The sequence below is a fragment of the Streptomyces marokkonensis genome, from assembly GCF_008312835.1.
In the GTDB taxonomy this organism is placed as follows: Bacteria; Actinomycetota; Actinomycetes; order Streptomycetales; family Streptomycetaceae; genus Streptomyces; species Streptomyces marokkonensis_A.
Genome location: NZ_VSKS01000001.1, coordinates 338,419 through 357,290 on the forward strand (window position 1 = coordinate 338,419; position 18,872 = coordinate 357,290).

An 18,872-nucleotide genomic window follows, 5' to 3' on the forward strand; every position below is an offset into this window, starting at 1 on the left:
GAACACGCATGGCACCCGGCCTTCCTACCGCCATGGACCGACCGCACTTCATCGGCATCGGCGGCGCCGGGATGTCGGGCATCGCCAAGATCCTCGCGCAGCGCGGGGCGAACGTGGCCGGCAGCGACGCCAAGGACTCCCCGACCGCCGACGCCCTGCGCGCGTTCGGCGCCACCGTGCACATCGGCCACGCAGCCGAGCACCTCGCCGACGACGCCAGCTGCGTGGTCGTCTCCTCCGCGATCCGCGAGGACAACCCCGAACTGGTCCGGGCGGCCGAGCTGGGCATCCCGGTGGTGCACCGCTCCGACGCCCTCGCCGCCCTGATGGACGGCCTGCGGCCGATCGCGGTGGCCGGCACCCACGGCAAGACCACCACCACCTCCATGCTGGCCGTCTCCCTCACCGAGCTGGGCCGGGAGCCGTCGTACGCGATCGGCGGCGACCTGGACGCCCCCGGCTCCAACGCGCTGCACGGCGAGGGCGAGATCTTCGTCGCCGAGGCCGACGAGTCGGACCGCAGCTTCCACAAGTACGCACCCGAGGTCGCGATCATCCTCAACGTGGAGCTGGACCACCACGCCAACTACGCCTCGATGGAGGAGATCCACGAGTCCTTCGAGACGTTCGTCGGCCGGATCGTGCCCGGCGGCACCCTGGTGATCTCCGCGGACCAGGAGGGCGCCCGGGAGCTGACCCGGCGGCTGGACGGCTCCGTGCGGACGGTGACGTACGGCGAGGCGGCCGACGCCGACGTGCGGGTGCTGTCGGTCGTCCCGCAGGGCCTGAAGAGCGAGGTGACCGTCGAGTTCGACGGCGGCCCGCTCACCTTCACCGTCTCGGTCCCCGGCCGGCACTACGCGCACAACGCCGTCGCCGCGCTCGCCGCGGGCGTGGCGCTCGGCATCCCGGCCGCCGAGCTGGCCCCCGCGCTGGCCGCGTACACCGGGGTGAAGCGGCGCCTCCAGCTCAAGGGCGAGGCCGCCGGCGTCCAGGTCGTCGACTCCTACGCGCACCACCCGACCGAGATGACCGCAGACCTGGAGGCGATGCGCGCGGCCGCCGGTGACGCCCGCATCCTCGTCGTCTTCCAGCCGCACCTCTTCTCCCGCACCCGGGAGCTGGGCACGGAGATGGGCCAGTCGCTGTCCCTGGCCGACGCCTCGGTGGTGCTGGACATCTACCCGGCCCGCGAGGACCCGATCCCGGGCGTCACCAGCGAGCTGATCATCGAGGCGGCGCGGGCGGCCGGCGCGGACGTGACCGCCGTCCACGACAAGGCGGAGATCCCCGAGGTGGTCGCGGGAATGGCGAAGCCCGGTGATCTCGTTCTCACCATGGGAGCGGGCGACGTCACCGACCTCGGCCCGCGGATCCTGGACCGTCTGTCGAAGTAAGGGGCTGGAAGCTCATGCCGTACGACGTCGAGAAGCCGGACGAGCAGTGGCGCGCGGAACTCTCGCCGTCCGAGTACGCCGTGCTGCGCGAGGCAGCCACGGAACCCGCCTTCACCGGTGAGTACACCGACACGAAGACCGAGGGCGTCTACTCCTGTCGCGCCTGCGGCGCCGAGCTGTTCACCTCGGACACCAAGTTCGAGTCGCACTGCGGCTGGCCGTCCTTCTACGACCCGAGGGAGACCGACGCCGTGGAGCTGGTCGAGGACCGGTCGCACGGCATGGTCCGCACCGAGGTCCGCTGCGCCCGCTGCGGCTCGCACCTCGGTCACGTGTTCAAGGGCGAGGGATACCCGACGCCCACCGACCAGCGGTACTGCATCAACAGCGTCTCGCTGAGGCTGCAGCCCGCCCAGGGCTGATCCGTGCCCGCTCCTCACCACCCCGTCAGCACCAGGTGGTTGAGGAGCAGGGCCAGGACGGCCTGCCCGGCCAGCCAGGCGCGCGGGCCGGGCAGAAGGGCACCGGCGGGCAGCAGCCAGAACGCGAACGGCAGCCAGATGCGTTCCGTCTCCGCCTTGCTCATCCCGGACAGATCGGCGATCAGCAGGGCCAGGAACGCGGAGAACACGAGCAGGGCCAGGCGGGGAGCGGAGCCGCGGAGGAGCACGGCGCGGGACCCGGTCAGTACGCCCCCGAGCCTGCGCAGCCCCGCCACCGTCGCCGGGCCGACGACCAGTACGGTGCACGCGAGGTTCGCCCAGATCCAGTACCCGTACGGACGCACCCCGCCCGCGCCCTGGTAATAGCGGGTGACCAGCAGCCGGTACGCCTCCCACCAGTCGAAGCCCAGCGCCGTGAAGAGGGCCGGCACGACCAGGAACCCGGCGGCCAGGTACGCCAGGGGCCGCAGCCGCCGCGTCCCCAGCAGCAACACCGCCGCGCCGATCACCGCGAACAGGGTGAGCCCGTACGACAGGTACATCGTGGCGCCGAACAGCAGCCCGGAGCCGAAGCCGGTCCAGGCCGGGCGGTGACCCGTCACGGCGAGGGCGAGCAGGGCGACGGCCCAGGCGGTGACGGCCGTGAAGCAGCCGTCGGCGGAGGCGCCCATCCACACCGCGCCCGGGGCCAGGACCAGGAAGGGCGCGGCGCGGCGGGCGAGCGGCTCGTCGGCGAGCCGGCGCACGGCGATCAGGATCGCGGCCACCGCGGTGGTGCCGGCGGTGATGACGAAGGCGCCGGCCCACCCGCCGCCGCCCAGACCGATCCGGTCCAGCAGGACGAAGACGAGGGTGGCGCCCGGCGGATGCCCGGCGACGTGCGCGGGCCAGTTGTCGGGGGCGTCGAGCAGGATGTGCCCGTTGAAGTCCCGCAGCGCGGCGGGGATGTCACCGAAACGGCCGATGACCCGCAGATACTCGTGCTTCTCGGTCAGCCGCCCGGCGACACCCCGCGACCAGCCGTCCACGAGGGCGAGCGACCAGGTCCACGCCATCGACCCGGCCCATGCCGCCAGCAGCAGGGGCCGCCAGGACAGCCGGGCGGCCAGGGAGGGGCCGTACGTCACCACGGCCGCCGCGACGACCAGCGCGGCCGGAGTGCCCGGACCGGTGTGCGGCATCCACTCGCCCACCAGCGGCGGCCAGTTCACGTACAGCGTGCCGTGGCGGTCCTGGATCCGGGTCCCGACCAGGACGGCGGCCACCACGAGCGACGCCGCCGCGGCGACGGCGGACAGATCACGGACGAGGCCGCCGCGGGAGGCGGTGCGGGGGAGATCGCGGTTCACGCCGTCACGCTAGGCCGGGGGAGCGGCGCCGACCGGCTGACGAGGGTGGATGTCAGCGTTTCGTCATCGTTCCCGCACCCGCTCACGGGGTGGCGCGGACCTACGGTCGGCACATGGCTCGGTCTCTCCTCCCCGCCCCCGACGCGCGCGGCCCGTTCTCGCCGGGATTCTGGCGCAGCCCGCTGCGCGGCACCTGGTTCACCTCGGTCCTCGGGGTGGTCCTCCTCGCCGGCGTCACGGTCCTGTTCGTGACGGGACTGCTGTCGTACGCGGCGTACAACCCGGACCTGTCCCCGGTGAACGACAAGACGCCCGACAAGGGAATCCTCGGCTTCTACCTGTTCTCCTGGCCCACCGACCCGCCGTGGCTGTACCGGCTCACCCAGGGCGTCCACGTCACCCTCGGGCTCGCGCTCGTCCCGGTGCTGCTGGCCAAGCTGTGGTCGGTGGTGCCCAGGCTGTTCACCCTGCCGCCGGCCCGCTCGCTCACCCACGCCCTGGAGCGGATCTCGCTGCTGCTCCTGGTGGGCGGCGCGTTGTTCGAGTTCGTCACGGGCATCCTCAACGTCCAGCTCGACTACGTCTTCCCGGGCTCCTTCTACCCCCTGCACTTCTACGGCGCCTGGGTGTTCTTCGGCGCGTTCCTCGCCCATGCGGTGCTGAAGGCTCCGGTGGCGTTCCGCAATCTGCGCAGGATGCGGGAGGGCGGCGAGGAGCGCGCCGACGGGCAGGCCGACGAACTGGCCGCCCCGCGCCCCGACCCGCCGACCGTCTCACGGCGCGGAGCGCTCGGGCTGGTCGGCGGCGGCTCGCTGCTCCTGCTCGCCACCTCCGCCGGGCGCAGCTTCGACGGACCGCTGCGACAGACCGCCGTCCTCACCCCGCACGGCGGTCCCGAACCCGGCGGAGGTCCGAACGGCTTCCAGATCAACAAGACGGCCGCGTACGCCGGGATCCGCGCCGACGAGACGGGCGAGGAGGCGTGGCGGCTGGCCGTCACCGGGCGCTCGGGCACCGTACGGCTCAGCAGGGCCGACCTGCTCGGCCTGCCGCTGCACAGCGCCGCCCTGCCCATCGCCTGTGTGGAGGGCTGGTCCACCTCCGACCAGTGGTGGCGGGGCGTACGGCTGCGGGACCTCGCGGCGCTCGTCGGCCATGACGGCCCGGTCGACGTGTTCGTGGAATCGCTGCAACGCCGAGGCGCCTTCCGGCACGCCGCACTGCGCGCCAACCAGGTGGGCGATCCGCGTTCCCTGCTCGCCCTGTCCGTCAACGGCGAGGAACTGACCCCCGATCACGGCCATCCGGCCCGGATCATCGTCCCCGCGGCTCCGGGCGTGCTCAACACCAAGTGGGTCGCGCGGCTGACGTTCGGTGCGCTGTGAGGCGCCCCGTGCCGCACCGGACGCCCCGGCCGGTGCTCGGCAGCCCCTTCCACCTGCTCGTGCTGCTCTGCTCGTTCGCCCTCTGCGCGTACGCGGGGATGCGGCTGCTCGACGGCGACCCGTTCCTGATCGCGCTGTGGTTCGTGGGCGCGGCGCTGGTCCACGACCTGGTGCTGCTGCCGCTGTACGCGGTCGCCGACCGCGCGCTGGTGAAGGGCGCGGGCCGGCGCAGGTCGTGGGTCACGTACGTGCGGGTGCCGGCCGCCCTGTCCGGGCTGCTGCTCCTCGTGTGGTTCCCGCTGATCAGCGGTCGCGTGTCGGAACGCTACGAAGGGGTGGCGGGCCAGTCCGCGGCCGGTTATCCGGCCCGCTGGCTGATCGTCACGGCCGTCCTGTTCGGGGGCTCGGCGGTGGTGTTCGCGGTGCGTGTGCGGTGGGGGCGTGCGGTGGGTGCCGGTGAGGGGTGACGGCGGTGCGGGGGTGCCGGGGCGGTGTGTTGTCGCCCCCGACGCCCCTTCCCTTCCCGTCCCTCGGGGCTGCGCCCCCGGACCCCCTTCGGCCCTGAACGGGCCTCGTCCTCAAACGCCGGACGGGCTGGTGGGGCGGGCCTCGTCCTCAGACTCCCCCGGAAGGGGTACCTCCAGGACGGTCTGGTGGGTCGGGGCGTCGTCAAACGTCGGACGGGCCGGTGGGGGTGAGGGTGGTTCGCCGTAGGGCCACGAAGGAGCGGTCGCTCGTCGACCACTGGTCGTTGGCCCGCCAGCCCGCGGCCTTCGCGTACCGCAGCAGTGCCGGGGTGCCCACGCGGGCCCACGGGAAGGCGGCGCCGGGGGTGCCGTGCGCGCCGGTGACCTGGACCAGGGCGCGTTCGTCGACGTCCGGGCAGGGAACCGTCTCGGCGATCACCAGGCCTCCCGGCGCCAGAAGCCGGTCGAGCCGGTGGAGGAGGGCGACCGGATCGCCGCCGATGCCGATGTTGCCGTCGACGAGCAGCGCGGTGCCCCAGCGGCCGGTGCCGGGCAGCGGGTCGAAGACGGAGCGGAGCAGCGCCCGCCCGCCGCGCCGCACGGTGTGCGCCACCGCCGCCTCGCTGACGTCGATGCCGAGCGCACAGCGCCCCTGGGCGCCGAGTGCCGCGACCAGCCGTCCCGGACCGCAGCCCACGTCCAGCACCGTGTCCTCGCAACGCCGCAGCACCTCCAGGTCCGCCGTGTCCGCCGGCGCGCACCAGCGCTCCACGTCCAGCGGCAGCAGCCATCCGTCGGACCGGCGCAGGAACAGCGGCCCCCGGCCGGTGCGCAGGGCGTCGGCGTAGGGGTCGGCGGACCAGGCGCGGTCGGCGGCGGGAGCCGTCCGCTGCCGCCCGACGCGTGGCGTCGTCGTAGCCCGCAGCCCGCTCACCGGCGGGCCGCCGTCAGCCGTGCCAGACGCGCGGCGAACCGTCCGCCCGGCGCCGCACCGGCGACCACCGCGGCGTCGTCGGCCGTGTCCACGTCCCGCAGCCGCGGCAGTTCCCGCACCCGCAGATGCGCGAGCCGCAGCCGCTGCGCCGCCCCCGTGTCCGGGGCCGACATGGGCACCCCGCGCAACAGCCCCGGGTCGGGTTCGGCCAGGCCCAGTGCCCAGAAGCCGCCGTCCTCGGCGGGGCCGAAGTACGCCTCGCAGTCCGCGAAGTCCACGGTGAGCAGCTCCGGCGTCACCTGGGGCGTGTCCATGCCGATGAGGAGGGCGGGTCCGTCGCATCCGGCGAACGCGGCGGCCAGCCGCTCGTCGAGGCCGCCCGCGCACTGCGGTACGACCTCGAAGCCCGCCGGCAGCCAGGGCCCCGGCGCCCCGTCCAGCACCAGTACGCGGCGTCCCGCGGGCGTGCGTGCCACCACGTCCAGGGTGTCCGCGAGCGCCGCCTCCGCGAGCCCCGCCGCCTCCTCGGGGGTGAACGGCGGGGTGAGCCGGGTCTTCACCCGGCCCGGGCGGGGCTCCTTGGCGATGACGAGCAGGGTCACGGGCGCCACCGGCGTCATGACGTCACCTCCTCGCGCACCGGCTCCTCCCGGAGCACCCGGCTCATGTCCCGTACCGCCTGGAAGGTGCCGCGCCAGGTGCCGGTCACCTTGGAGGCACCCGTGCGCGGCGCGTACGGCACGTCGTGCTCGGCGACGCGCCAGCCGGCGTCGGCGGCGCGCACCACCATCTGGAGGGGATAGCCGCTGCGCCGGTCGGTCAGGCGCAGGGAGAGCAACTCCTCACGCCGTGCCGCCCGCAACGGGCCGAGATCGCGCAGCCGCAGTCCGGTACGGCGGCGCAGCAGCCGGGAAAGCGCGAGGTTGCCCGCGCGGGCGTGGACGGGCCAGACGCCGGGCGCCCGCGGCCGGCGGCGCCCCAGCACGAGGTCGGCGGCGCCCGCCCGGATCTCCCGGACGAACGGCACCAGGTCCGCCGGATCCAGCGAGGCGTCGCAGTCGCAGAAGCAGACGATGTCGGCCGTGGCGGCGGTCAGCCCGGCATGGCAGGCGGCGCCGAAACCGCGCCGCTCCTCGTGCACGACGGTCGCGCCGAGCGCGCGGGCGACGCGGTCCGAGCCGTCCGTGGAGCCGTTGTCGACGACGAGGGCGCGCCAGCCGGGGGGGACGCGTTCCAGCACCCACGGCAGCGCCGCGGCCTCGTCGAGACAGGGGAGGACGACGTCCACGGGCGCGGGGTTCGCCTGTTCTGGGGCGGGGGAGGAGGTCACGGCTCTCACCCTACGAACGCGAAACGGGCACAACGGGCAGCGGCTGCTTACGAAACACGGACATCGGCGACCGGCCCGCACCGCTCGCGTGCGCGGGGTGCGAGGCTGGCCGCATGGAACAGCGACCACCCGATGCCGAGGCCGGAGCCCGGGTCCTCGTCGTCGACGACGACCCCACCGTGGCGGAGATCGTCACGGGCTACCTCGACCGCGCCGGATACGTCGTCGACCGGGCGGGTGACGGCCCCGACGCGCTCGCCCGCGCGGCGGCCCACTGGCCCGACCTCGTCGTCCTCGACCTCATGCTGCCCGGCATGGACGGCCTGGAGGTGTGCCGCAGGATGCGCGGTCACGGGCCGGTGCCGGTGATCATGCTCACCGCGCGGGGTGACGAGGACGACCGCATCCTCGGCCTGGAGGTGGGCGCCGACGACTACGTCACCAAGCCGTTCAGCCCGCGCGAACTCGTCCTGCGCGTCGAGTCCGTGCTGCGCCGCACCCGCCCCGCCCCGGCCGCCGCCTCCGGTCTGCTGCGCGCCGCGGGCCTCGCCGTCGACCCGGCCGCCCGCCGTGCCACCAAGAACGGCGATGAACTCGCCCTCACCATCCGCGAGTTCGACCTCCTCGTCTTCCTCCTGCGCAACCCCGGGCGGGCGTACGCGCGTGAGGAGCTGATGCGGGAGGTGTGGGGCTGGGACTTCGGCGACCTGTCCACCGTGACCGTCCACGTGCGGCGGCTGCGCGGCAAGGTGGAGGACGATCCCGCGCGGCCCCGGCTCATCCAGACCGTGTGGGGCGTCGGCTACCGCTTCGACCCCGCCGCAGGCGAGGAGTGAGCATGCCGGACACGTTGCTCATCGCCCTGTTCGCCTTCCTCGGCGCCGCCGCGGCCGGTCTGCTCGGCGCGTGCGTGCTGCTGATGATCCGGCGCCGGTCGCTGACGGCGCACCTCGCGGTCGTCGCCGGGGTCGCGGTGACCGCGATGCTCGCCGGCACGCTGGCCGTCGCCCAGGCCATGTTCCTGTCCGCGCACGACCTGAGCGTGGTCACGACGGTCGTCGCCATGGCCGCCGTGGTCTCCACCGTCACCGCGCTGCTGCTGGGCCGCTGGGTCGTCGCCCGCAGCCGGGACCTGACGCTCGCCGCCCGCTCCTTCGGCGACGGCGGCGACTTCGCGGCCCCCGACGGCCCGGCCACCGCCGAACTCGCCGCGCTCAGCCGCGAGCTGGCGGCGACCAGCGTCAAGCTCTCCCAGTCACGGGACCGCGAGCGGGCGCTGGAGTCCTCACGGCGGGAACTCGTCGCCTGGATCTCCCACGACCTGCGCACCCCGCTCGCCGGACTGCGCGCGATGGCCGAGGCGCTGGAGGACGGGGTCGCCGCCGAACCCGACCGATACCTCCGGCAGATCCGCACCGAGGTGGAGCGCCTCAACGACATGGTCGGCGACCTCTTCGAGCTCTCCCGCATCCACGCGGGCGCGCTGACCCTCTCGCTCTCCCGCATCTCCCTGTACGACCTGATCGGCGACGCCCTCGCCGGCGCGGATCCGCTCGCCCGCGAGCACGGCGTACGGCTCGTCGGCGACCGGGTCGAAGCGGTGCCGGTGGAGGTCGACGGGCGGGAGATGAGCCGGGTGCTGGGCAATCTGCTGGTCAACGCGATCCGCAGGACCCCGGCCGACGGCACGGTGGCCGTAGCCGCGCGGCGCTCGGACGAGGGCGTGGTGCTGTCCGTGACCGACGGCTGCGGCGGCATCCCCGAGGAGGACCTGCCCCGCGTCTTCGACACCGGCTGGCGCGGTACCCACGCCCGCACCCCACCGGCCGGCGCGGGCCTCGGCCTCGCCATCGTCCGCGGCATCGTCGAGGCCCATCGCGGCAGCACCACGGTCCGCAACGTCACCGGCGGCTGCCGCTTCGAGGTGACGCTCCCGGCGACGGAGGGCTGACCTCGGATCCCCCTCCCGGGCGGACACGCGGATGTCGCACGGCGCGGGTGATGCGGCGGCAGCGGTCGTCCCTCCGCCCGGTGACGCGGTCACCGGTGTGCCGTCCGTGCCGGGGTGCGCCGGTCCCGTGGCGCGGGTGGCGGCGCACGGCCGTGGGCGTCCCGCCGCGGGGCGGGTCAGTCGCCCCGGGGTCCCGCCGCCGCGAACTCCCGCATCCCCTCCTCGAAGGCGATCTCCGGCTTCCAGCCCAGTTCGGCGCGCAGACGGGAGGAGTCCGCCGTGATGTGGCGGACGTCGCCCAGGCGGTACTCGCCGGTGACGACCGGGTCCGGCCCGCCGTGGGCCGAAGCCAGGGCGCGGGCCATCTCGCCCACCGTGCGGGGCGTACCGCTGCCCGTGTTGTACGCGGTGAGCGTCCCGGCGGCCGGCTCCGCCGTCAGGGCGGCGACGTTCGCCGCCGCCACGTCCCGTACGTGGACGAAGTCCCGGCGCTGACCGCCGTCCTCGAAGACGCGCGGGGCCTCGCCGCGGGCCAGCGCCGAGCGGAAGAAGGAGGCGACTCCTGCGTACGGGGTGTCGCGGGGCATGCCGGGTCCGTAGACGTTGTGGTAGCGCAGCGACACCGCCGAACCGCCCGTCGACCGGGCCCAGGCGGCGGCCAGGTGCTCCTGGGCCAGCTTGGTCGTGGCGTACACGTTGCGCGGGTCGGCCGGTGCGTCCTCCCCGACCAGGCCGGGGGCGAGGTCCGAGCCGCACACCGGGCAGGTGGGTTCGAAGCGCCCGGCCGCCAGGTCCGTGACGGCCCGCGGCCCCGGCCGCACCACCCCGTGCCGGCCACAGGCGTACCGGCCCTCGCCGTAGACCACCATGGAGCCGGCCAGCACCAGCCGCCGCACCCCCGCCTGGGCCATCGCTGCCAGCAGCACCGCCGTGCCCAGGTCGTTGTGGGAGACGTACTCCGGTGCGTCGGCGAACCCGGTGCCCAGGCCGACCATCGCCGCCTGGTGGCAGACCGCGTCCACGCCGGACAGGGCCTCGCGCACCGCGCCGGGGGAACACACGTCCGCCGTCGGGACGGTGCGGACGTCGAACACGACGGGCTCGTGCCCGCGGGTCCGCAGCGCCTCGACGACATGGGACCCGATGAACCCGGCACCGCCGGTGACCAGTACACGCATGAGCCCACGCTAGGCCCGCGCCCCACCGGACAGCGGGGCCGCGCCCGGCACGTCACCGCTCCGTAAGACGCGTCTCCCGTCGGGCACCCGCCCGGTGGACCCGGTCGGCCCCGGCCCGCGCGGGCGGCGGCCGGCGCCATCCGCGAACCCGCTCGTCGCGGGCCGCCCGGCAGCAGCCGCGAGCCTCCTCCAGCAGCCCTCCCGCGGGCGGACGGGGCCGTCAGATGCCGAACGGTGAACACCGTCGCCCCCGGCCCGCCGGTCAGCTCGATGTCCCCGCCGCACGCCCGAGCCGGCGACCGGGCGACCGCGAGGCCCGGCCCGCTGCCGCCGGGCTGCCCTCGGCAGCGGCCGTGAGCCCTTCCCGGGTGGCCGTGAGCCTTCCCCGGGCGGCCGGGAGGAGGGGCCCGGCGGTCCGCCCGGCGGCCCGGTCACCCGTCAGGTGCCGCCGCCCAGCGGCAGCCGAACCGTGAACACCGTCGCCCCCGGCCCGCCGGTCAGCTCGATGTCGCCGCCGTGCGCCCGCGCCAGCGACCGGGCGACCGCGAGGCCCAGCCCGCTGCCGCCCCGGTCCCGGCTGCGGGCCTTGTCGACCCGGTAGAACCGGTCGAAGACCCGCTCCCGGTCCTCCGCCGGCACACCGGGGCCCGCGTCGGCCACCCGCACCAGCGCCGCGTCACCGGCCACCGACACCTCCACCGACACCGGGGTGCCGGCCGGGGTGTGCACGGCGGCGTTGGTGAGCAGGTTGTCCAGCACCTGCCGGATGCGCTGCGGATCGAGCCGCAGCCGCAGCGGACCGCTCCCGGCGGTCACCGTCAGCGGATGCCCCGAACGGCCCGCCCGGAACGCGTCGGCGGCCTGCTGGACCAGCTCCGTCAGATCCGTGTCCGCGATGCGCAGCGGTGCCTCCACCTCCGCCGCGTCCAGCCGGGCGAGCAGCAGCAGGTCGTCGAGCAGCACGCCCATGCGGGCGGCCTCCGCCCGCAGCCGGGCCAGATGCCGCTCGCGTTCGGCGGGTTCGTTGGCCGCGGCGTACTGGAACAGGTCCGCGTAGCCGCGTACCGACATCAACGGGGTGCGCAGCTCGTGCGAGGCGTCCGCGACGAAGCGGCGCAGCCGCAGCTCCGCCTCCGCGCGCACCGCGAGGGAGCCGTCGATGTGCTCCAGCATCGTGTTGAAGGCGGTGCGCAGCTCCGCCACCTCGAGACCGCCGTCCCGCCCGTCCGCGCGCAGCGGCAGCCGGGCCGCCGACACGCTCAGGTCGTGCGAGGCGATGCCGTGCGCGGTGTGCGCCATGTCGCTCAGCGGCTCGAGCCCCCGCCGCAGCATCCGCCGCCCGAACACCACCAGGGCGAGCAGCGCGAGGGCGAACACCACGACCTGCACCGTGATCAGCTGCTCGACGGTCTCCTCGACGTCCTTCACGGGAGCGGCACTCACCAGCACCACCCCCGGTTCGACCTCGCAGCCGCGCAGCCGGTAGGTGCCCTTCCCCTCGATCCGCGCGGTGCGCACCAGCTCCGTGTCGGAGTGCGCCATCGCCCGCGCCAGATCGGCCATCGCCCGGGTGTCGCCGGGCACGTCGGAGGGCCTGCGCAGTGTGACCGCGTCGCCGGAGACGTCGTACACCGCCGTGTACCAGCCGTAGTACGGCTTGCGCCGCACCGTGCCGTGCGCCGCCGCGTCCTTGGCCTGCACGGTCTGGATCAGCTTCAGCTGGTCGCCGAGCTGCCGCTCCAGATAGTCCCGCATGTACGCGGTCAGGGCCGTGCCGACGACCGCGAACACCGCGAGCGACAGCACCCCGAGGCCCAGCGCCAGCCGGGTGCCCAGCCGCATCCGCCGGTACGTGTCCCGCAGCCGCCGGGCGGCCCCGGTCACTCGGCGGCCCGCCGTATCACGTACCCGAAGCCCCGCACGGTCTGGATCAGCGGCGCACCGGTGTCGTCCAGCTTGCGCCGCAGCCGGCTGACCACCAGCTCCACCACGTTGGAACGGCCGCCGAAGCCGTACTCCCACACGTGGTCCAGGATCTGCGCCTTGGTCAGGACGGTCGGCGACCGGCGCATCAGGTAGCGCAGGACCCCGTACTCGGTCGGCGTCAGCGACAGCAGCCGCTCACCGCGCCGCACCTCACGGGTGTCCTCGTCCATCGTCAGGTCCGCCACCCGCAGCACCGACCGCCGGAACCCCGGCCCCGCGCTGCGCCGCAGCACCGTCCGCAGCCGCGCCATCAGCTCCTCGACGGCGAACGGCTTCACCAGGTAGTCGTCCCCGCCCCGGGTCAGCCCCGCGACCCGGTCCGCGACCCCGTCCCGGGCGGTGAGGAACACCACCGGCACCATCGTCCCCGAGCGCCGCAGCCGGTCCAGGACACCGAAGCCGTCGACGTCCGGCAGCATCAGGTCGAGCACCACGATGTCCGGGCGGAACCCGGCGGCGCGGCGCAGCGCCTCTTCACCCGAGTTGGCGGTGACCGCCTCCCAGCCCTCGTACCGGGCGACCGTCGCCACCAGGTCGGCTATCGGCGGGTCGTCGTCCACGACGAGGAGTCGTACTTTTTCCACCCGCCCATACTGCGGCACCGGGCGTCCGGCGCCCGAGGCCGGTGCGCCTCCGCGTCCCGATCGACAACGACTTGAAAGCCGGCCGACAGCGGATCGACAGCGCCCGCGACCAGGCTCGGTGTCCCAGGACCCGATCAAGGAGCTTCCGGCGTGACAGCTGTCTCCGTGCCTCCCGCGCCGCTTGTGAGGACAGCGAGGTCTCCCGGCTCGACCGGGGCGAGCTGCCCCCCGCCCGGACCGGCCCCGATCTGACGGAGGTCCTCGACCTCTGCGAGCGGTACCGGACCGCCACCGGCGGCGCCTTCGACGTACGGCTGCCGGGGCGGCGGCTCGACCCCTGCGCCGTGGTGAAGGGCTGGTCGGTGCAGCGGGGCGCCGAACTGCTCGAGGCGGCCGGGGCACGGCGGTTCTGCCTCAACGCCGGCGGTGACGTGGTCGCGGCCGGCGGCCCGTGGCGGGTGGGCGTACGGCACCCCGGGCACGCCGGCCGGCTGTGCGCCGTCGTCCACCTCACCGACGGCGCGGTCGCCACCTCCGCGCGCTACGAACGCGGCGACCACATCATCGACGGGCGCACCGGCCGCCCGGCCACCGGTCTGCTGAGCCTGACCGTCGTCGCCCCCACCCTGACCGAGGCGGACGCGGTCGCCACCGCGGGCTTCGCACTGGGGCGGGAAGGGCCCGAGTGGGCCGCGGCGCGCCCCGGCTGCGAGGTGTTCGCCGTCACCGCGGACCGACGGGTGCTGCGCACCCCGGGGTTTCCCACGCCGTAATCCGGGCAGGTGGCGGCCCAGGGGTCGGGTGCGCGGGGTTCCGGGGCTTTGTCGGTGGTGCCGTTTACACTCACCGGCGGCACAGCGCGCGACCCCGGTCAGAAACTTCCGCCACCCGAAGGGCATTCGGCGTCTTGATACGGATCGATTCAGTCACGAAGCGGTACCCGGACGGCACGGTGGCGGTCGACCGGCTGTCGCTGGAGATCCCCGACCGTTCGATCACCGTCCTCGTCGGCCCCTCCGGCTGCGGCAAGACGACCACCCTCCGCATGATCAACCGGATGGTCGAACCCACCGAGGGAACGATCCTCCTCGACGGCGAGGACATCCAGCGGCAACCGGTCACCACCCTGCGCCGGTCCATGGGTTACGTCATCCAGAACGCCGGGCTCTTCCAGCACCGCACGATCGTCGACAACATCGCCACCGTCCCGCGCATGCTCGGCTGGGGCAAGCAGCGGGCCCGGGAGCGGGCGGCGGAGCTGATGGAGCGGGTGGGCCTGGACACCTCCCTGGCCAAGCGGTACCCCTACCAGCTCTCCGGCGGCCAGCAGCAGCGCGTCGGGGTGGCGCGGGCGCTCGCCGCGGACCCGCCGGTGCTGCTGATGGACGAGCCGTTCTCCGCCGTCGACCCCGTGGTGCGCAAGGGGCTGCAGGACGAACTCCTGCGGATCCAGGACGAGCTGGGCAAGACCATCGTCTTCGTCACCCACGACATCGACGAGGCGATCACACTCGGCACCATGGTCGCCGTCCTGCGCGAGGGCGGCAGGCTCGCCCAGTACGCGCCGCCCGCCGAGCTGCTGTCCACGCCCGCGGACGGCTTCGTGGAGGACTTCCTCGGTGCCGACCGCGGCATCCGCCGGCTGTCCTTCTTCCCCTCCGCCCCACTGGAGCTGACCACCGACGCCGTCGTCCCGGCCGACGCTCCCGCCGAACGGATCGCCGCCGTCAGGAGCCCGTACCTCCTGGTGACCGACCCCGACGGCCGCCCGCTCGGCTGGGCCGAGCGCGACCGGCCGACCGCCGGGACCATCGGGACCATCGAGGCCATCGGGACCGGCCGACTGCTGCCGTACGGACGGCCGTTCGTGCCCGGCGCCGACTCCCTGCGGGTCGCCCTCGACTGCGCCGTGCTCTCGCCCACCGGCTGGGCGGTCGCCGTGGACGACGAGGGCCGGGTGACCGGGGTCGTCTCCCAGCAGACCATCGGCGAGGCCATCCGCGCCGCCCACTCGGCCGGCCGCGCCGAGGACGAGAAGGCAGCCGGATGAGCGGCTTCTTCGACATCCCCAGCGACCTCCAGCACAGCTGGGCCGGCCTCATCGGACTGCACATGCGGGAGGCCCTGCTGCCGGTGGCCGCCGGGCTGCTCCTCGCCCTGCCGCTCGCGCAGGTGTGCGGACGCTTCCGCTGGCTGTACCCGCCCGTGCTCGGTGTGACGACCGTGCTGTACGCCATCCCCTCGCTGGCGTTCTTCGTCGTCCTCATCGACTACACCGGACAGACCGAACTCACCGTGATGATCCCGCTGGCCCTGTACAGCCTCGTGGTGCTGGTCCCGGCGATCGTCGACGGTGTGCGCTCGGTGCCGGACGAGACCCTGGCCGCCGCCACCGCCATGGGCTTCGGCCCCGTACGGCGCTACCTCCAGGTGCAGTTGCCGATCGCCGCGCCCGCCATCATCGCCGGGCTCCGGGTCGCCACCGCGTCCAGCATCTCCCTGGTCAGCGTCGGCGCCCTGATCGGCAACCAGGGCGCCCTCGGCAATCTGCTCGCGGCCGCGCAGAAGTACGACCGGCCCGAGCTCGCCGTGAACTCCGTGCTCACGATGGCCGCCCTGGCGGTCCTGTGCGACGCCCTGCTGGTTCTGCTGCGGGTCCTGCTCACGCCGTGGATGCCGCGTGGCGGCAGCCGCCGGAAGCCCGCCGCGCGGCGGGAAGAGCTCACCCCGGAGGGCGCGGTCCGGTGAACGTCCTCAACTTCGTCAACGCGTTCTTCAGTGACAGCGCCCACTGGCAGGGTTACGACGGCATCCCGCAGCGCTTCTGGGAGCACGTCCAGTACTCGGTGCTGGCGCTGGCCGTCGCCTCCGCGATCGGCCTGCCCGTGGGCCTGCTGACCGGGCACACCGGACGCGGCGGGAACGCGCTCGCCTTCATCGCCAACGCGGCCCGCGCCCTGCCCAGTTTCGGCCTGCTGGTGCTGGCCGTCCTGCTGATCGGCTTCGGTCTGCTGCCCGTCATGATCCCGCTGGTCGTCCTGGCGATCCCGCCGGTCCTGGTGACCACCTACGAGGCGGTGCGCTCCGTCGACCCCGCCCCGGTGGACGCCGCCAGGGGCATGGGCATGCACGAGTCGCGGATCCTGTTCCAGGTCGAACTCCCGGTGGCGCTCCCGCTGGTCCTGAGCGGCCTGCGGTCCGCCGCCATCCAGATCGTGTCGACGGCCACCATCGCCGCGTACGTCAGCCTCGGCGGCCTCGGCCGGTACATCATCGACGGGCTCTACCAGCGCGACTACGAGAAGGTGGTCGGCGGCGCCACGCTGGTCGCGGTCCTGGCGCTCGCCACCCTCGCGCTGTTCTGGGCCGCGGGACGGCTGGCGGTGTCGCCCGGCGTGCGCAGGCGCTGACGGCCGCCCGGCCCGAGTGACAAACCGTGACCACCATGTTCTTGACTGACCGTAAAACGGCTGGATTGGATCGATGAATGACTTCTACCGCCAAGGGCAGCAGATCCAGGACGAGGCACACCGGCGCGGCGGCAGTCGCGCTCACCGCCGCGGCGGCGCTGCTCGCGGGCTGTTCCTCCGACGACACCTCCGACAACCCCCTCGAAGGGGAGAAGGCCGAGACGGGCACCGTCGTCGTCGGCTCGAACAACTTCGCCGAGAGCACCCTGCTCGCCGACATCTACGGTGAGGCGCTGCGCGCCAAGGGCCTCAAGGTGAGCTACAAGCACAACATCGGCAGCCGTGAGACGACCTACGGCCTGATGAAGAACGGCTCCATCACGGTCCTGCCCGAGTACAACGGCTCCCTCCTCGCCTACCTCGACCCCGAGGCCGGGCAGGAGTCGACGGAGGCGGTGAACGAGGCCGTCAAGGCGAAGCTGGACAAGAAGCTGACGCTGCTGGAGTCGTCGCCGGCCGAGGACAAGGACTCGGTCAGCGTCAACGCCGGGACCGCGAAGAAGTACGGCCTCACCGCCGAGTCGACCCTCGCCGACCTCAAGGACATCGCACCGGAGCTGGTGATCGGCGGCTCGCCCGAGTTCCAGACCCGCCGGCAGGGGCTGAAGGGCCTGGAGTCGGTCTACGGCCTGAAGTTCAAGTCCTTCAAGGCGCTCGACGCGGGCGGCCCGCTGACCCAGGCGGCGCTGAGCGGCAACGAGGTCCAGGCCGCCGACATCTTCACCACCGACCCGACCATCGTGAAGGAGAAGTTCGTCGTCCTGAAGGACCCGGAGAACCTCTTCGGGTTCGCCAACGTCACCCCCCTGGTGCACAAGGACGGGCTCCCCCAGGAGGGCGTCGACGCGCTCAACGCCGTCTCGGCGAAGCTGGACACCGAGACGCTCCTCGACCTCGACGCCCGGATCCAGCTCGAGAAGCAGGACCCGCTGGACGTGGCCAGGGCCTGGCTGAAGTCGGCCGGCCTGGACTGACCGCCGCCCGTGGGTGCGGCCGCCCGGCCGTACCCACGGTCACCCACCGGATCTAGGCCGCGTCCGCGATCAGCCGGTCGATCAGCGCGATCAGCACGTCCCGGCTGGACTCCCGCTCCCGCGCGTCGCACAGCAGCACGGGCACGCCCTCCGGCAGCGTCAGCGACTCCCGGATGTCCTCCACCGGGTAGGGGTGCTCACCGTGGAAGCCGTTGACGGCGATCACGAACGGTATGCCCCGGCGTTCGAAGAAGTCGATCGCGGCGAAGCTGGACCTGGGTCTGCGCACGTCCACCAGGACCACCGCGCCCAGCGCCCCCAGGGCCAGATCGTTCCACATGAACCAGAACCGCTGCTGCCCCGGCGTGCCGAAGAGGTACAGCACGAGGTCGTCCGAGACGGTGATCCGGCCGAAGTCCATGGCGACCGTGGTGGCACGTTTCTCCTCGACGCCGTCCAGGTCGTCGACATCGAGTCCCGCCATGGTGAGCGGTTCCTCGGTGCGCAGCGGGACGATCTCGCTGACCGAGCCGACCATGGTGGTCTTGCCCACGCCGAAGCCACCGGCGATCAGGATCTTGACCGTGTCGGGTGCCGGACGGCCGGCGGATGCCTGAGCGGTGGTGTCAGAGCCGGCCAAGGCCCTCCCTCACTTTCTGCAGCAGGTCCAGATCCGGGGTGGTACGGGTGACGGGGTGCGGCGGGTGGACGGTGATCCGGCCCGCCTCCAGCAGGTCGCAGAGCAGGATGACGACCACGCTCACCGGGAGGTCGAGACGCGCCGCGATCTCGGCGACCGCGACCGGCTTGGCACACAGCCGGAGGATCCGCAGGTGCTCGGGCTGCGGCCGGGCGGCCGTCCCGGGCTGCGGATCCGCGGCCGTCACAGTCGTGATCAGCGTGAAGTCGGCGCGGCTGGGCCGGGTCCGGCCACCGGTCAGGGTGAACGGCCGTACCAGCCGGCCCGCCGAGTCGCTTCCGCCCACCTCACACGCCGGGGTCGGCAGCGGGCCCTGCGGCCTCCCGCGGCGCCGCGCTGAGGTGCTCGCCGATCTTCTTCACCAGCATGTTCATCTGGTACGCCACCACACCGACGTCCGCGCCCGGACCGGTCAGCACCACCAGATGGGCGCCGGGACCCGCCGAGGTGAGGATCAGATAGCTGTGTGCCATCTCGATGAGCGCCTGGCGCACCGGGCCGCCGCGGAAGTCCATGCTGACGCCCTTGCTGAGGCTCATCAGACCGGACGCGGTCGCCGCCAGGCGCTCCGCGTCGTCGCGCGGGAAGCCGGTGGACTTGCTGACCACCAGTCCGTCCTCGGAGAGCACCACGGCCTGGTTCACGTCGGCGACCCGTTCCACGAGTCCGGTCAGCAGCTGGTCCAGCTGGGTGTGGGTGGCGGGGATGGGGGGTGTCATGGCGG

General features: G+C 73.7%; 21 protein-coding genes. 11 read left to right on the plus strand and 10 right to left on the minus strand.

Annotation, left to right across the window (positions count from 1 at the left end):
• Nucleotides 1-8: 8 nt before the first annotated feature.
• Both murC and msrB read left to right on the plus strand, forming a co-directional pair.
• Nucleotides 9-1,397: a UDP-N-acetylmuramate--L-alanine ligase gene (gene murC / locus F1615_RS01495; protein ID WP_149546990.1), complete on the plus strand. Its 1,389-nt coding sequence runs from the start codon at nt 9-11 to the stop codon at nt 1,395-1,397.
• Between the two features lie 14 nt (nt 1,398-1,411).
• Nucleotides 1,412-1,819 carry a peptide-methionine (R)-S-oxide reductase MsrB gene (gene msrB / locus F1615_RS01500; RefSeq protein WP_149546991.1) on the plus strand — a complete coding sequence of 136 codons (408 nt, stop codon included), beginning with the start codon at nt 1,412-1,414 and terminating at the stop codon, nt 1,817-1,819.
• Nucleotides 1,820-1,833: 14 nt separating this feature from the next.
• Here msrB and F1615_RS01505 read toward each other — a convergent pair whose 3' ends face one another.
• A complete protein-coding gene (locus F1615_RS01505; protein WP_149546992.1) occupies nt 1,834-3,189 on the minus strand; it encodes a hypothetical protein in 1,356 nt (451 codons plus the stop codon).
• Nucleotides 3,190-3,302: 113 nt separating this feature from the next.
• Between F1615_RS01505 and F1615_RS01510 the strand changes: the two genes are divergently transcribed.
• Together F1615_RS01510 and F1615_RS01515 are read left to right on the plus strand one after the other, a co-directional pair.
• Entirely contained in the window at nt 3,303-4,574 is a 1,272-nt protein-coding gene (locus F1615_RS01510) for a molybdopterin-dependent oxidoreductase (RefSeq protein WP_149546993.1), read from the plus strand.
• A gap of 8 nt (nt 4,575-4,582) precedes the next feature.
• The gene (locus tag F1615_RS01515; RefSeq protein ID WP_167533623.1) at nt 4,583-5,041 is read left to right on the plus strand and encodes a hypothetical protein; all 459 of its coding nucleotides are present in this window, start codon (nt 4,583-4,585) and stop codon (nt 5,039-5,041) included.
• A gap of 202 nt (nt 5,042-5,243) precedes the next feature.
• Here the strand turns inward: F1615_RS01515 and F1615_RS01525 are convergent, their stop codons facing one another.
• From F1615_RS01525 to F1615_RS01535, 3 genes are read right to left on the minus strand one after another with little or no spacing between them, the layout of a single operon-like run.
• Nucleotides 5,244-5,975 carry a class I SAM-dependent methyltransferase gene (locus F1615_RS01525; RefSeq protein ID WP_149546995.1) on the minus strand — a complete coding sequence of 244 codons (732 nt, stop codon included), beginning with the start codon at nt 5,973-5,975 and terminating at the stop codon, nt 5,244-5,246.
• The gene (locus tag F1615_RS01530; RefSeq protein WP_149546996.1) at nt 5,972-6,595 is read right to left on the minus strand and encodes a TIGR04282 family arsenosugar biosynthesis glycosyltransferase; all 624 of its coding nucleotides are present in this window, start codon (nt 6,593-6,595) and stop codon (nt 5,972-5,974) included. Before F1615_RS01530 ends, F1615_RS01525 begins: the two co-directional genes overlap by 4 nt.
• On the minus strand, nt 6,592-7,314 hold the full coding sequence (locus F1615_RS01535; RefSeq protein WP_149546997.1) for a glycosyltransferase family 2 protein: 723 nt from the start codon (nt 7,312-7,314) through the stop codon (nt 6,592-6,594). Before F1615_RS01535 ends, F1615_RS01530 begins: the two co-directional genes overlap by 4 nt.
• A gap of 104 nt (nt 7,315-7,418) precedes the next feature.
• On the opposite strand from F1615_RS01535, the gene F1615_RS01540 reads away from it, so the two are divergent.
• Together F1615_RS01540 and F1615_RS01545 are read left to right on the plus strand one after the other, a co-directional pair.
• Nucleotides 7,419-8,141 carry a response regulator transcription factor gene (locus F1615_RS01540; protein ID WP_149546998.1) on the plus strand — a complete coding sequence of 241 codons (723 nt, stop codon included), beginning with the start codon at nt 7,419-7,421 and terminating at the stop codon, nt 8,139-8,141.
• A gap of 2 nt (nt 8,142-8,143) precedes the next feature.
• Nucleotides 8,144-9,256: a sensor histidine kinase gene (locus F1615_RS01545; protein ID WP_149546999.1), complete on the plus strand. Its 1,113-nt coding sequence runs from the start codon at nt 8,144-8,146 to the stop codon at nt 9,254-9,256.
• 176 nt (nt 9,257-9,432) lie between these two features.
• Here F1615_RS01545 and F1615_RS01550 read toward each other — a convergent pair whose 3' ends face one another.
• From F1615_RS01550 to F1615_RS01560, 3 genes are all read right to left on the minus strand, one after another.
• The gene (locus tag F1615_RS01550; RefSeq protein WP_149547000.1) at nt 9,433-10,434 is read right to left on the minus strand and encodes an NAD-dependent epimerase/dehydratase family protein; all 1,002 of its coding nucleotides are present in this window, start codon (nt 10,432-10,434) and stop codon (nt 9,433-9,435) included.
• Nucleotides 10,435-10,872: 438 nt separating this feature from the next.
• On the minus strand, nt 10,873-12,276 hold the full coding sequence (locus F1615_RS01555; protein ID WP_149547226.1) for a sensor histidine kinase: 1,404 nt from the start codon (nt 12,274-12,276) through the stop codon (nt 10,873-10,875).
• A gap of 38 nt (nt 12,277-12,314) precedes the next feature.
• The gene (locus F1615_RS01560; RefSeq protein WP_149547001.1) at nt 12,315-13,004 is read right to left on the minus strand and encodes a response regulator transcription factor; all 690 of its coding nucleotides are present in this window, start codon (nt 13,002-13,004) and stop codon (nt 12,315-12,317) included.
• 71 nt (nt 13,005-13,075) lie between these two features.
• Between F1615_RS01560 and F1615_RS01565 the strand changes: the two genes are divergently transcribed.
• The 5 genes from F1615_RS01565 to F1615_RS01585 all read left to right on the plus strand — a co-directional run bounded on the left by F1615_RS01565 (nt 13,076) and on the right by F1615_RS01585 (nt 17,448).
• Nucleotides 13,076-13,777 (plus strand): FAD:protein FMN transferase, encoded by a 702-nt coding sequence (locus F1615_RS01565; RefSeq protein WP_149547002.1) that lies wholly within the window; start codon nt 13,076-13,078, stop codon nt 13,775-13,777.
• Nucleotides 13,778-13,911: 134 nt separating this feature from the next.
• Nucleotides 13,912-15,054, plus strand: coding sequence for an ABC transporter ATP-binding protein (locus F1615_RS01570; RefSeq protein WP_167533624.1), 1,143 nt, complete (start codon nt 13,912-13,914; stop codon nt 15,052-15,054).
• Entirely contained in the window at nt 15,051-15,752 is a 702-nt protein-coding gene (locus F1615_RS01575) for an ABC transporter permease (RefSeq protein WP_149547003.1), read from the plus strand. Before F1615_RS01570 ends, F1615_RS01575 begins: the two co-directional genes overlap by 4 nt.
• Nucleotides 15,749-16,414 (plus strand): ABC transporter permease, encoded by a 666-nt coding sequence (locus F1615_RS01580; RefSeq protein ID WP_149547004.1) that lies wholly within the window; start codon nt 15,749-15,751, stop codon nt 16,412-16,414. Before F1615_RS01575 ends, F1615_RS01580 begins: the two co-directional genes overlap by 4 nt.
• A gap of 77 nt (nt 16,415-16,491) precedes the next feature.
• Nucleotides 16,492-17,448 (plus strand): ABC transporter substrate-binding protein, encoded by a 957-nt coding sequence (locus tag F1615_RS01585; RefSeq protein WP_149547005.1) that lies wholly within the window; start codon nt 16,492-16,494, stop codon nt 17,446-17,448.
• Between the two features lie 52 nt (nt 17,449-17,500).
• Here F1615_RS01585 and F1615_RS01590 read toward each other — a convergent pair whose 3' ends face one another.
• Genes F1615_RS01590 through F1615_RS01600 form a run of 3 tightly spaced genes read right to left on the minus strand, consistent with a single transcriptional unit; the run spans nt 17,501 to nt 18,867 of the window.
• A complete protein-coding gene (locus tag F1615_RS01590; protein ID WP_149547006.1) occupies nt 17,501-18,088 on the minus strand; it encodes a GTP-binding protein in 588 nt (195 codons plus the stop codon).
• Nucleotides 18,075-18,434 (minus strand): DUF742 domain-containing protein, encoded by a 360-nt coding sequence (locus F1615_RS01595; RefSeq protein ID WP_149547007.1) that lies wholly within the window; start codon nt 18,432-18,434, stop codon nt 18,075-18,077. Before F1615_RS01595 ends, F1615_RS01590 begins: the two co-directional genes overlap by 14 nt.
• Nucleotide 18,435: 1 nt before the next feature.
• On the minus strand, nt 18,436-18,867 hold the full coding sequence (locus F1615_RS01600) for a roadblock/LC7 domain-containing protein (RefSeq protein ID WP_149547008.1): 432 nt from the start codon (nt 18,865-18,867) through the stop codon (nt 18,436-18,438).
• Nucleotides 18,868-18,872: the final 5 nt, after the last annotated feature.

Excerpts from the sequence above, each read along its gene's own strand:
- murC (WP_149546990.1), top strand. The coding sequence starts at position 9 with ATGGCACCCGGCCTTCCTACCGCCATGGACCGACCGCACTTCATCGGC.
- msrB (WP_149546991.1), top strand. The coding sequence starts at position 1,412 with ATGCCGTACGACGTCGAGAAGCCGGACGAGCAGTGGCGCGCGGAACTC.
- F1615_RS01510 (WP_149546993.1), top strand. The coding sequence starts at position 3,303 with ATGGCTCGGTCTCTCCTCCCCGCCCCCGACGCGCGCGGCCCGTTCTCG.
- F1615_RS01530 (WP_149546996.1), bottom strand. The coding sequence starts at position 6,595 with ATGACGCCGGTGGCGCCCGTGACCCTGCTCGTCATCGCCAAGGAGCCC.
- F1615_RS01540 (WP_149546998.1), top strand. The coding sequence starts at position 7,419 with ATGGAACAGCGACCACCCGATGCCGAGGCCGGAGCCCGGGTCCTCGTC.
- F1615_RS01545 (WP_149546999.1), top strand. The coding sequence starts at position 8,144 with ATGCCGGACACGTTGCTCATCGCCCTGTTCGCCTTCCTCGGCGCCGCC.
- F1615_RS01550 (WP_149547000.1), bottom strand. The coding sequence starts at position 10,434 with ATGCGTGTACTGGTCACCGGCGGTGCCGGGTTCATCGGGTCCCATGTC.
- F1615_RS01555 (WP_149547226.1), bottom strand. The coding sequence starts at position 12,276 with ATGCGGCTGGGCACCCGGCTGGCGCTGGGCCTCGGGGTGCTGTCGCTC.
- F1615_RS01575 (WP_149547003.1), top strand. The coding sequence starts at position 15,051 with ATGAGCGGCTTCTTCGACATCCCCAGCGACCTCCAGCACAGCTGGGCC.
- F1615_RS01585 (WP_149547005.1), top strand. The coding sequence starts at position 16,492 with ATGACTTCTACCGCCAAGGGCAGCAGATCCAGGACGAGGCACACCGGC.
- F1615_RS01600 (WP_149547008.1), bottom strand. The coding sequence starts at position 18,867 with ATGACACCCCCCATCCCCGCCACCCACACCCAGCTGGACCAGCTGCTG.